This window comes from Paenibacillus canaveralius, assembly GCF_047238265.1.
Lineage (GTDB): Bacteria > Bacillota > Bacilli > Paenibacillales > NBRC-103111 > Paenibacillus_F.
In genome coordinates, this window is record NZ_JBDFMM010000001.1 from 2,719,275 (window position 1) to 2,731,223 (window position 11,949).

At 52.0% G+C, this 11,949-nt stretch carries 8 protein-coding genes; 2 read left to right on the forward strand and 6 right to left on the reverse strand.

Going from position 1 to position 11,949, the window contains the following annotated elements; translation table 11 throughout:
- Positions 1–81: 81 nt before the first annotated feature.
- From ABC395_RS12515 to ABC395_RS12530, 4 genes are all read right to left on the reverse strand, one after another.
- Entirely contained in the window at positions 82–1,263 is a 1,182-nt protein-coding gene (locus ABC395_RS12515) for an MFS transporter (RefSeq protein WP_413003456.1), read from the reverse strand.
- A 172-nt stretch (positions 1,264–1,435) separates the two neighbouring features.
- Positions 1,436–1,702: an ArsR/SmtB family transcription factor gene (locus ABC395_RS12520; protein ID WP_413003458.1), complete on the reverse strand. Its 267-nt coding sequence runs from the start codon at positions 1,700–1,702 to the stop codon at positions 1,436–1,438.
- 200 nt (positions 1,703–1,902) lie between these two features.
- On the reverse strand, positions 1,903–3,459 hold the full coding sequence (locus ABC395_RS12525; protein WP_413003460.1) for a glycosyl hydrolase family 18 protein: 1,557 nt from the start codon (positions 3,457–3,459) through the stop codon (positions 1,903–1,905).
- A 395-nt stretch (positions 3,460–3,854) separates the two neighbouring features.
- Positions 3,855–4,367 carry a DUF3231 family protein gene (locus ABC395_RS12530; RefSeq protein WP_413003461.1) on the reverse strand — a complete coding sequence of 171 codons (513 nt, stop codon included), beginning with the start codon at positions 4,365–4,367 and terminating at the stop codon, positions 3,855–3,857.
- Positions 4,368–4,701: 334 nt separating this feature from the next.
- Here ABC395_RS12530 and ABC395_RS12535 point away from each other — a divergent pair, with 334 nt between their 5' ends.
- Positions 4,702–5,532 carry a CPBP family intramembrane glutamic endopeptidase gene (locus ABC395_RS12535; RefSeq protein WP_413003463.1) on the forward strand — a complete coding sequence of 277 codons (831 nt, stop codon included), beginning with the start codon at positions 4,702–4,704 and terminating at the stop codon, positions 5,530–5,532.
- Positions 5,533–5,768: 236 nt separating this feature from the next.
- On the opposite strand, the gene ABC395_RS12540 is transcribed toward ABC395_RS12535, so the two are convergent.
- Complete coding sequence (locus ABC395_RS12540) at positions 5,769–6,344, reverse strand: NAD(P)H oxidoreductase (protein ID WP_413003465.1); 576 nt, start codon at positions 6,342–6,344, stop codon at positions 5,769–5,771.
- A gap of 313 nt (positions 6,345–6,657) precedes the next feature.
- Between ABC395_RS12540 and ABC395_RS12545 the strand changes: the two genes are divergently transcribed.
- A complete protein-coding gene (locus ABC395_RS12545) occupies positions 6,658–6,996 on the forward strand; it encodes a winged helix-turn-helix transcriptional regulator (protein ID WP_413003467.1) in 339 nt (112 codons plus the stop codon).
- Positions 6,997–7,088: 92 nt separating this feature from the next.
- On the opposite strand, the gene ABC395_RS12550 is transcribed toward ABC395_RS12545, so the two are convergent.
- A complete protein-coding gene (locus ABC395_RS12550; protein WP_413003469.1) occupies positions 7,089–11,468 on the reverse strand; it encodes a family 10 glycosylhydrolase in 4,380 nt (1,459 codons plus the stop codon).
- Positions 11,469–11,949: the final 481 nt, after the last annotated feature.

Sequence of the window (11,949 nt, forward strand, 5' to 3'; positions counted from 1 at the left end):
CGCAGAAAAGCACCGTGTAAGAATGATTCGTCCATCAAAAAGCTGCTCCGGCCGGAATAACTTGCCGCCTGCATTCGGCTGTCAGGTGTGCTGTATGTTCTCTGCTTCGCGCCTTTGGGCGTTCGAAAGTTTGAAAGAGACGTAGTTGATGACGATTGCCGCAGCGACTCCGGAAGCTCCGATCCATGTAACGGCATGCAGCGAGACGCTTCCGACGATGATGCCGCCGATCCCCGCACCGGCCGCCATGGAAAGCTGCATGACGGAATTGTTCAGACTGAGCATAATTCCGGATGATTCGGGTGCCATGGTGACGAGATTGTACTGCTGGGTCGGGCCGGAAGACCAGGCGGCGAACGACCATAGGATCAGCAAGGCGAATACGACGACAGGGGTATGGGCAGCCAGCGACAGCAAAATAAGCGTGATAACGTGCAGAGTCATGCCGGCCATGAGCGTGCGGAACACTCCCCGCTTATCGGCGCTGTAGCCGCCGACTTTGGAGCCGGCGAGGCTGGCGATGCCGAATGCAAGCAGTGCGGCGCCAAGCGTTTTCTCATTCATTCCGGTAATCGTCAGCAGATAAGGGGAAATATAAGTGTAAGCGATGGAATACCCGCCGAGCCAAAAGAAACTCACGGAAAGAGCCAGTAGTATCCGGGGCTTTTTGAGCAAAGCCAACTGTTCGCGAAGAGGAACGGGGGCGTCTCCTTCCGTTTTCGGTATCGTGACGGACAGAATAAACATCGCCAGCAGTCCGAGCGCACCGATCCCGGCGAAAACCGTTTTCCAGTCATAAGCCGCAGCAACCAGCCTTCCAAGCGGGACACCTACGATGAGAGAAGCCGTAAAGCCCATAATGACGGTCGCTATCGCGCTTGCCTGTTTACCGGAGGGGGCGATTTTGGCGGCTAGGGTCAAGGCGGTCACGACGACCACACCCGCACCGAGCGCCATCAGAACGCGGGCTCCTACAAAAGCGGCAAAGCCCGGAAGTATATAGGCGAGCACGTTCGCGACGACAAAAAGTCCCAGGGAGCAGATCAGTAAGTTGCGCCGTTCCCAGCGGGCCGTCAATGCGATAAGCAGGGGAGTCCCGAGCCCGTAAACGAGCGAAAAGACGGTAATCAACTGGCCTGCCGCAACCAGGGAGATGTCGAGACTGGCGGCGATTTTATCCAGAATTCCGGCAATGATGTACTCGGACGTTCCCACCAGAAAGCTGATCAGGGCAAGCATATAAATTTTCCACGGTTTAAACATGTGTCATCCTCATTTCTTATAATATTATATTTCTAGAAATATAGAAATTAAAAGGAGTAGAAATAAAAAAGGGCAGGGTATTCAGGCTGTTCAGGCACGCAAGTATTTCATACGGATTTTAATGGGTGTACTTTTGATATTTCTAGATATATCGAAATAATGAACAAAAAAACTACTCTGACAAATAAGGCGCAAATTTCTTGACCGTATCTTCATTGAGACTGTAGTAAATGTAGGTTCCTTTTTTCTGGGAATGAAGCAGTCCGCAGTCCGCCAATTGTTTTAAATGATGCGACAAGGTGGAAAGAGCGATCGATTCCAGGCGGCTCTCGAGCTCCGCCGGGCAAAGATTGCTTTCCTTGGACAAAATTTGAACGATTTTATAGCGCGTATGCTCGCCCAGCGCCCTATGTACTTTAACGGCTTGATTAGTTTCCATGCTAGCTGCACCCTTTTTCGTCCGGCCTGACATGCTGCCTGCCGTTTTTCTTATTTCCACTATTTTCGAAATAACTATACCATGCTTCCGCTCAAAAGTAAACGGTTGAAGTATCGTGGAAGTCAACCATCAAAATAAAAACTGCCCCGGTCCAAGGAGGACATCGGGACAGCTTTTTCGTTCCGGAACGGAATCATGGTTTATTTCAAAGCGGTATAGATGGCATCCAGAAGCTCTCCGCCCAGGTTTTGACCATACTCCCAGAACATGATGCCGCCCAGGTTGTTGCTTTTGAGATAGTTGACTTTGTGAGTCAAAGATTCCGCATCGTCATAGCTCAGCATGTTGCTGCCGTTAGTGAGGTAAGGTGCCTTGGCAACATCGTCCCATTGGCGGGTCCAGCCGTTTTTGTTGATATAGCTGGCTTTGAGCTCGTCATACGTGTAATCGCCGGCACCGTGGGAATAGAACGCTCCGCCGATTACGATTTTCTCGGATGGAACGCCGCGTCCTTTATAAAGCTTCACGGCATTGTCCACACTGTAGCTGGAATTCAGAGAAGAGGTGTACAGGTTCGTGTGATGCGTGTTGGCACCGACCTGCATGTCGTAGGTCATGATGTTAATGAAGTTGAAGTAAGGGTGTACGCTTCCCAGGTCGATTCCTTGTACGCCGTACTCGGAAGCGCCCATAGCCGCGGTGATTTCATACTTTTTGGAGCCTGTCCGGCCGTCGGCCGCGCTTCCGGCATCGAGAACTTCACGAAGCTTTTTCAGGAAAAGAGTGTAGTTTGCTTTATCCGCAGCAGTCGGGTATTCCCAGTCCAGATCGATTCCGTCCAGTTTGTTGGTACGGATATACTGCAGGGCGCTGTTAGCGAAAGCGGTGCGGTTCGCATCGTTGGATGCTGCGCTCGCAAAACCGTCGGAACGGCCCCAGCCGCCTACGGAAATCAGAACTTTCAGGTTCGGATTTTTTTGTTTCAGCGTAACCAGTTGGGCGATTTGCGAAGTATCGCCGCCGCTGACGCCGTTATTGGCGACATCCGCGAACGCGTAGAAAATGTGCGTCAATTTGTTGGCAGGAACCGTGCTCACAGCCGGGAAATGCCAGGAAGCAACGTAGGCGCCGTTGATTTTGGTAAGAGGCGTCGTACCGCCGCCGTCCGTGGACGTCGTCACCGAGAGAACATTGCTGGCTGCCGACAGGTTGCCTGCCGCATCTTTCGCTTTCACGCTGAAAGAGTAAGCGGTATTGGCAGTCAGGCCGGTAACCGTAGCGGTTGTGCCGGTAACCGATGCTGCCAGGGCGGAACCGTTGTATACATTGTAGCCGGTTACGCCGACATTATCCGTGGAAGCATTCCACGAAAGGGTAACGCTTGTGGATGTTTTGGCGGTCGAAGTCAGGCTTGCAGGAGCCGTCGGAGCCGTTGTATCCGGCGTGCCGCCGCCTGTGCAGTCGCTGACGTATTTCCAGCTTCCCCATGTGTTCGTCTGGGAAGGCGTTTCGCCCTGCGTCCACCATTTCGCTTCGAATACTTTACCGTTATAGGAAACTTTTTGTCCGCCCGTGTAGACTTTAGCCGATTCCCAAGCCGCTTCCGTACAAGCGGCAGCCGCAACACTTGATGCTGCGGAAGCCTGCTGCGTATTCAAACCGAGGAAAGGCAGCAGAGATACAAGCAAGGATAAGACGAGCAGAACGCGTAACAGGATCTGCTTGGGAGATTGAGAGCGGATAGATTGCCAATTCATTACGTAATGCCTCCTTATAATAGAAAGATATGATACCGCTTACATGAACGTATTTCGCTGCTCCACCTCATTTCGTAATGACCCCCGAACGATCCGCCGTTAAGATGAGCCTGATTGCAGAAAACCGCATGTAAAGAACGGTACCTTCGTCAGGCGGCAGCGGAAGTCATTTATTTTTGAAAAGTATGCTGCTGCAAGGCTATGAATCTGCTTGCTCTCCTATTATCGTTTAAACTTTTTACCAGAAAAAGGGGGATTTTTTTATTATCAGGGAGAAATTTTCTCTTTTTTGACATTTTTCACCCAGAAGGGGGAAGAAGACTCGAAGACTAAAAAATAGTTTGGAGGAATAAAAAAATCCTGCCGGGAGGCAGGATTCACGAACATAGACAGGCTTAATCGGTTTCAGGACGTTTCAGCTGCAGCGGGGGAGGGACGAGCCAGCCCTTTTCCTTGTTGAGCTCCAAAATCCGGGTGCCCAGTGCGGCTTTAGTCAGATGATATTTGGCGAACAATGCGCCGATATCTTCCCGTATAGCCTGACCCATAGCCTGACTGCAGGCAACCAGACCGATCGCGGTATCCGCGGCCAGCTTTGCGGCAATTTCCGGATCCGAGAAACGGGCACCAGGCGGGATATCTTCCAGTTTAACGGAAGGCCGTTCCGGCAGTACGGGAGCCGTAGGGATACCGTTATCGGTTAGTAAGGTATCACATTCTTTGATCTCTAGTTTTGCCTGATCGATAAGATCGTCCAGTATTTTTTTGAGGTCTTTATCGCCGGCATGATTTAGATACGCCTGGTAGCAGGAGACGGAGCCTTTAGCCGCCATGGCAAACTGCCAGACACTGTTAATTTCTCCGAAGTGCATCGGTTCATCTTTCGGATTGCCGCTTAAAATTCCCACATGTTTCGCTCCCTTTTTACGCCTATTTTTTCTGAACTAATATGCCCGTTTGCGGCGGGATTATGTAAGGTGCGCTCAGCCCGGGAAAAGCAAGAGCATGGCAAGGTCCAAAAACTCGGGAGCATAAGGCCATTCCGGGAACTGTCGGATAAATGGGTTATTTTCCAATCACATAATTCTTTTCATCCCATTATATATAGAAGGTGTCGAGAGAGAAAATAGAGAGGCACCCAAGTAGTTTATGAGAGGAGAATGTGCCATTAACCCTTCAGTTAATACCCAGCGCAGCCATGCGTCCACGCGTTTTATCCGGGATACCGAAGGAAGAATTCACTTGGTTTGGCGTATTCTGCTCGGCTGGCTGTCGTTCGTTGCCGCATTGGGACTGGCTGTCATCGTTACCCTGGCCGCACAAAAGTACGGTTTTCCCGTCCTTGCCCAACAAATTATTCTTGCGTTCGTGACGTCGAGTGTCGCCGTGCCGCTTATTTATTTGCTGAGACGGTATGCCGACAACAGGCCGTGGAGCGGATTAGGGCTGAGTCCTTTACCGTCGGGCCTTCCGTACCTGCTGTTTGGCGCGGTTTTTTTGATCGCCATGATGGGCGCAGCTTTGCTCGCGGGAACGCTGGCAGGCTGGGTCCGCGTGGTGGATGTACATTTGCCTGCCGAGACCCTGCTTGTCATTCTGATTAACGTTCCGATCGCTTTTTTTTACGAGGCGTTTCCGGAGGAAGTGACGTTTCGGGGGTATCTGTACACCAACCTGCGCACGCGATTCGGCAGATGGCTGGCTCTGCTGCTGCAAGTCGTTCTTTTTGTGACAGCACCTGTCGCTTTGACTGCCGCTATGGTTGCCGCCGGAGTGGGTACATGGGAACTGATCACTTTCGACTACATTGTGAATTTGATTGCCTTCGGTACCGCGCTTCAATTGTGCCGGATTTTCTCCGGAAATTTGTGGATGTGTATCGGGTTTCATCTGGCCTGGCTGGAAACGGTCCGTTTTGTGATCGTTCCTTCCGACTTCGCCCTTATTGAAGTGGAATATTTGTCGCCTTACGGAAGTTATCTGATATCACTCGGTTCCGTAATCATCGGCATCATTGTTCTGCTCGGCTGGACGTACCGGAACCGAAACAGACAAAAGGAGATTCACGATTAGGCACGCCTTCTCCTCCGGTATAAACAGTAAGCAGCCTGTGCCGCAAGGGAGGTTTTATATGGACTGCCCGTGGCATCCATCCGAAAGTGCAAGCCGTTCAAAACGCGCCGGATCAGCATTGTTTTGTCAACGTTAGTCGGGCTGTGGCAACTGCAATAGAAGGATTCCAGGAAAAAGGCACGTTAGCCCCAAGGGGAAAATGTGCCTTTTTTATAGCGTGAAAAGAGACATTCCCGTTACTCGCCGCTGTAGTGCAGCCCCTGCTTGTAGGCCTGTTCAAACAAACGTTGAATATGAGCGGGATCGGCGTTCAACGTATCATAGAGAAATTCAACTTTAGAAGTTTGAATACCGGCGTATTCCGCCAAACCGACATTGAGCTGATGGTATACCATCTCGTCGTACTTTCTTTTGGCCAACTGCTCGGAAGTTGCCGCGGCCAGGCTCAGCCACAATACTTTCCGGTGATGCAGCTTACGGGGACCATAGGCGAATCCGTGGTTCCACACGCGTTCGATATATCCTTTCAGCATAGCCGGCACACCATACCACCAGAGCGGGAAAATGTAAGCCAAACCGTCGTGCCGGTTCATGCGCTCCATTTCGGTCTGCACTTCGGCGGAATATCGCTTGCCGCTATCCGACCAGTCGGGTTCATCCGGTTCATTCAGGACGGGGTCAAACCCGCTGCGGTAAAGATCCAGCACTTCCGTTTCGTGTCCTGCATCCTTCAAGCCTTGAACGAAGCGGTCGGTAACCGCCATGGTTAGGGAATCGCTTCTCGGGTGGGTAACAACTGTCAGCACTTTCATTTTTTAACCTCCTTGATAATAAAAATACGCACGCCGAATTGCTTCCAACGCACTCGGGTATAAGGGGATTATGCCTTCCGGAATCGGGAATGGGAAGTACGCACTTTTTTGTTATATGGCTACCAAAAAGTGTCATAGGCACCAATCGGTGCCTTAAAAGTTCCTTTTACGGGAAGGTTTTTCAAGTTCTTTTTATCCTTCCGAAAACCTGTTCACAATTTAGACAAATACTGGTTATTGATAGGGGTGTGGGTTAAAATGGGCGTAGGAACCGTACGAAAAACATTCGGACAATAAGGATGTGCAGCAGCCGATGCCCGTAAAATCAAAAAATAAACATAGGTATAATATTCCGGTGGAAGCGACTCTGGATGTTATCGGGGGGAAGTGGAAAACCGTTATTTTGTGCTACCTGACCGAAGGCCCCAAAAGAACGAGCGAACTGAAAAAAGATATACCGGCCATCACCCAGAAAATGCTGACCCAGCAGCTTAAGGAGCTTGTGGAAGACGAGGTTATTACCAGAACTGTCTATAATCAGGTACCTCCTAAAGTGGTCTATGAGCTGAGTCCCCTGGGCTGGTCGTTAAAATCGATTCTCGACCAAATGTGCGATTGGGGAGACCGGTACATCAAAGATTACATCAAGTAATGCGTACGTAAAAACCGCAATTAAAACAAGCTGGCCCGGAATTATCCGGCGCCAGCTTGTATTTTTTACGGGAAGGCGGGCGACCTGCCCGTTTATTTCAAAAGATTGTAAACCGCCTGTGCGCTTTCCGCACGGTTAAGGATAGCTTGAGGCGCGAACAAGTTGCCTTCGCGCCCGTTCAGCAGCCCGGCGGCGACCGCTTTCGCGACGTCTCCCTTAGCCCATTCGCGGATGCTTTCGGCATCCGTGAAGGATAGGGAAGGCGCTGCGGCCGTCAGCTTTCCGCGCTTCGCCTCGTAGGCACGGACCAGCATCGCCGCCATCTGCTCACGGGTGACCGTTCCGCCGGGTTCAAATTGCGAATCCGTCATACCGGTTACGATTCCCGCATGAAATGCTGCGGCGACTTCCCCGGCGAACCAGTCCCCGGCTTTTACGTCCGTGAAGGGGGTACCCGATTTTTGGGAAAGTCCCAAAGCACGTACGAGCAGGGCGGCGAATTCGGCACGGGTCACTTGGCGCTGGGGACTGAACAGGTTCTCGGTAACACCGTTTATGATCAGCTTGCGGCTCAGTTCGCTGATGGCCGGATACGCCCAATGGCCGGCATCGACATCCAGAAATGATTTGGTTACTTCCAACAAGCCGTAAGTACTGAAATGGCTGATGCTCGCCACAATCGTTCCGCTGCCGGACAGCTTCTGACCGTCGACATATTGAAGCGTTCCGTCTACGGACAGGTGATAAAGCGACGTAAGGTTAGAGTCGCTTCCTCCAGCCGCATGAAACGCGGTTTCAAGCGGAGCGGCGAAACGGTCCAGCACGGCTTGGGATTTGCCTCCGGCTTTGACTTCCATCCGGAAGTCGTAAATTCCCCGGCTGCGGACCTCAACACCCATTTTGTGCTTGGCCGTTTGCAGCAGTGCCTGCAGCCGGTTCCCATCGACAGGTTCGGCTTTGAAAACCAGCTTCGCGGCGGTATCGGCGGTCAGCGCCTGCCACTGCTGTATGACCGTGTTCGGGATCGATACGCTTACACCGGCAAACTGAAGAATAAGCGGCCGGCTGCCGCCGAGAATCGTACCCGTGTCGGCCGGCAGATGTACCTCACGGATGCCCGCCGGTACGGAAACGGTTATTTTACCGTCCGTTTCCTTAAGCTCGGCCGGGTCTATGATTTGAATCCCGCCCGACGGTGAAGGTGCAGGAACCGTCGGACTTGTCGGTCCTGAACCGCCGGTCGATCCGGAACCTCCCGATCCTGACCCCTCGGAACCCGAAGAAGACTGCGCGGTTGCGGTAACGGTGGTTCCTTGGCTTTCCAGGCTGCTCCCGCGTTCGAGAGCCGTCACGACATACGTGTAGGTCTTGCCCGCTTGCACAGTGCTGTCCGACACGGTTTGAAGTCCAGCAAGTTCTGCTTTTACCTGTTTCCAGATGTGAGCGGGATTTGAAATGTCGGCTGCCCCGGCACCTTCCGACCTATAAATCACATAGGTGCCCGCCGTGCCGCCCGCCTCGTTTCGGATACTCAGCTTGATTCCGCTGCCTTCAGCTGCTGCCGTTACGGCCGGGGCGGCGGGGAGAGACTTGGAAAGCCAGCTCATTTCCGGCATGAGGGCCGGATATCGATACAAATCGGTTTTTAAACGGTCTTGAAAACCGAGTTTATTTTCCAGTACCTGTGCGGCTGAGAAAAACATACTGCCTTTAACGTCAGTGAAGTTCCGGTTGAATAAAATTTGGTTAGGCAGTTGGTCCGGATCCAGCCAATTCGGATCGTCTGCTCCGATCTTATGAACGCCGTGACCGGCATAGAGCAGAACGTGTTTGCCCTCTACCTGGCGCTTCCACCACTCAATGAGCTTATCATAAGCGGCGGGACTGTAATTGATGTTCCAGTAGAGCTGAGGCGTGATGTAGTCGATCCATTGTTCGTCCACCCATTTCTTACTGTCGGCATAGATCGCCGAGTAGCTTTCCAATCCGTTCGTTTCGGAACCCGCCGGATCGTTCGCTTTGTTTCTCCAAATGCCGAACGGGCTAATACCGAACTGGACGTAAGATTTGGACTTTTTAATTTCGGCGGAGAGCTGCCGGATCAGCGAGTCTACGTTGCTGCGGCGCCAATCCGCTATGCTCATACCCGATCCGTAGGCCGCATATTCCGCAGCGTCGGGGTAATCCACTCCGGTTACGGGATAAGGATAGAAATAATCGTCAAAATGTACGGCGTCGATATCATAGTTGTTTACCACTTCCATGATGCTGTCGATGATATACCGTTTGACTTCCGGCTTGCCGGGATTGTAACCGAGCTTGCCTCCGTAATTGACGACCCAATCGGGATGCAGAACCGCGGGATTATTATCCGCCAGCTTGCTTTTATCCGTATCGTTGCTGATGCGGTAAGGGTTGAACCAGGCGTGAAGCTCCATATTCCGTTTATGGGCTTCCCGGATGGCGAAAGCAAGCGGGTCGTAACCCGGATCCTTGCCCTGCGTCCCCGTCAGCCAGGCGGACCACGGATTCAAGGCGGAACGGTAGAACGTGTCCGAAGTGGGACGAACCTGATAAATTACGGTGTTAATTCCCGTGGCTTCAAGTTCGTCAAGCAAACGGACCAATTGCTGTTTCTGCTGCTCCGCATCGTAAGTTCCTTTTGCGGGCCAATCGATATTTTCGACGGTCGCGATCCAGGCGGCTCTCATTTCACGTTTCGGAGCGCCGGTTTCTTTGTTAACGACCAGCGCATACGTGTCGGTTTTGCCGTTTAGCGAAGCGCTTATCGTCGTTACACCGATACTCTTGGCTGTAATAACTCCTGCGGCGTCGATCTCGGCTGCTGCGGGATTGCTGCTCGTAAAGACCACGCCGCTTGTCGCTGCCGCCGGCGGCTGAGGGATATCAAGCAGTGTATAGGTGGCAAGCACTTTGGTCTGCCGCACGGCTCCGATATTCATTGACTTCACGTCTGTCAGCTGAATTTTGGTAAGAACCGGAACGGGTTCGATAACCGTAACGGAAACAACCGTCTGCCGGCCCGCGAAGCTAACTGTAATCGAAGTGATACCGGGCGATTTTGCTATAATTTTTCCATCCGCCGTTACTTCGGCTACGGAAGGGTTGGAGCTTGCGAAACCGGCTTCCTTAGTGACTTCGAGCGGATCTGCCAGGCCGGCGTATGCGGCGAAAACTTTGGAAGCACCCGTTCGGCCCGCTTCCAGCCGCTCCGGTGCGTAGGCCTGAATCCCGAGCACCTGCGGTTCTCCAGAGGTGACTTCCACTTCAAACACCGCGGGCTGACTGTCGGAGTAAATAGCGGCAATGACCGCTTTTCCTTCGCTCAAAGCACTTACCCGGCCGTTGGCGTCTACGGCTGCCACATCGGGATTACTGCTGTAAAAGCTGACTCCATTGTCAACTTTTTGAGGCGAGATGCTGTTGGCTTTGGTCACATAGACCTCCGCGTTTTTGCTCTGGCCGGTTTTCATCGGAGTTAATCCGGTCAGATCCAGCCCCGTAATTTCGGTGTTTGAGTAGATTGCGCTCAACCGGTCGTAATATAGGACCCCGGCATTTTTGTTGGTATCTTTCGTTTCAACCAGATATAGATCCATAAACTTGAAGGGACCCGGCTGTGAGGAAGGAATGTCTGCCGTAACGTAGCGCCATCCTTTCCAGTTGAAGCCTGTGCTGCTCGTAAAATCGACCGTAAAAGAAACACCGGCCTGATTTCTGAGCCTTGCGCGCAGCCAATGATTGCTCTCGTCTCCGTAAACCCAGACGCCGATCTTCTTCGGCGTGCCTTCAATCGGTCTGTCGAGAGCTCCCGTGTCGGGATTCCGGAGACTGACGAATGCGGCCGACGTACCGGCGGTTCCTCTCATGTCATAAGCAAATTTAAGAGAGCGGCTGCCGTAAAGCACCGGCTCTGGTCTCTCGACCAAGCCGATAGAGCTCTTCGTTCCCGCTGCGCCCGCGGTTCCCGCGCTTAAGAGTGCTTTGCCGTTGTTAATGCTCTCAAAATCTTCAAGCAAGGTTGTCGTTTTGCTTCCAACCATGACGAGCGCTTGGGTTCTTAACCCTCCGTAAGAAGCGGTGACATAACCGGCTTTGAACCCGCCGCCGACCGGCGCAGCCGTCAGCAAGCCTTTCGCATCCACAGTACCGATCGCGCTGTCGACAGACCAGATGACATCGCCGGCCTGAAGTGCAACCGTGTTTCCGCCGGTTTCTTGTGCATATACCGCAAACTGCTGCTGGGAAGAGGGAGCAACGGTCACCGGATTGGGTGTCAAGGAGATTGAACGATAAGTGCCGTATGTCACACCGGTTACTGAACTGGCGGAAAGGGAAGAGGCCGAGTCATAGTAAGCGCTTGCAGAAATGGAAGGGAATAAGCCGATCAAAAGCGCGAAGACCGTAAAAAATGAGAGAGTGGGACGATAGCGCCTAAATGTGCGATCCAATCAAGTATCACTCCTTATCTGTTTTTAAAGGGCCGGCTTTGGGAAATGCTCGACGTATACGGTCGTTATTCCGTTATAATGGGATCTCCTTTCTTTTTTTGGCAATCAGCTCTATTATAGAAAAACATATTTGGAGAATCAATCCATTCATGAGAGAACACATCTCATCTTTATGGATTTTTCGGCAGAATGAACTTTACATGTTGTTTCCATGTACTTACCTGATAGTCATCACGGAAGAAATAATGAAAGCGAGATAGAATTAAGAAAAGAGGGGGAGGCGGCGCGGCCGTACATTATGCGCGGAGCCGCAACGTAAAAAGGAGGAATCCCGATCAAGGACAACCGAAGAAATGCCGGAACAGCTTGAGGAACGGGGGACGGTACGGAGAAAAGCAGGGAATATTATGCTCCAAAAGATGCGGGAAGCACTCAATTTGGCGGACCAGGCAAACTGGATCCTTCACAAAACCAAGTAAAC

What these genes read in the sequence shown, in the direction of transcription:
- ABC395_RS12520 (WP_413003458.1), bottom strand. Translation starts at nt 1,702, where the DNA reads ATGGAAACTAATCAAGCCGTTAAAGTACATAGGGCGCTGGGCGAGCAT.
- ABC395_RS12540 (WP_413003465.1), bottom strand. Translation starts at nt 6,344, where the DNA reads ATGAAAGTGCTGACAGTTGTTACCCACCCGAGAAGCGATTCCCTAACC.
- ABC395_RS12515 (WP_413003456.1), bottom strand. Translation starts at nt 1,263, where the DNA reads ATGTTTAAACCGTGGAAAATTTATATGCTTGCCCTGATCAGCTTTCTG.
- ABC395_RS12525 (WP_413003460.1), bottom strand. Translation starts at nt 3,459, where the DNA reads ATGAATTGGCAATCTATCCGCTCTCAATCTCCCAAGCAGATCCTGTTA.
- ABC395_RS12545 (WP_413003467.1), top strand. Translation starts at nt 6,658, where the DNA reads ATGCCCGTAAAATCAAAAAATAAACATAGGTATAATATTCCGGTGGAA.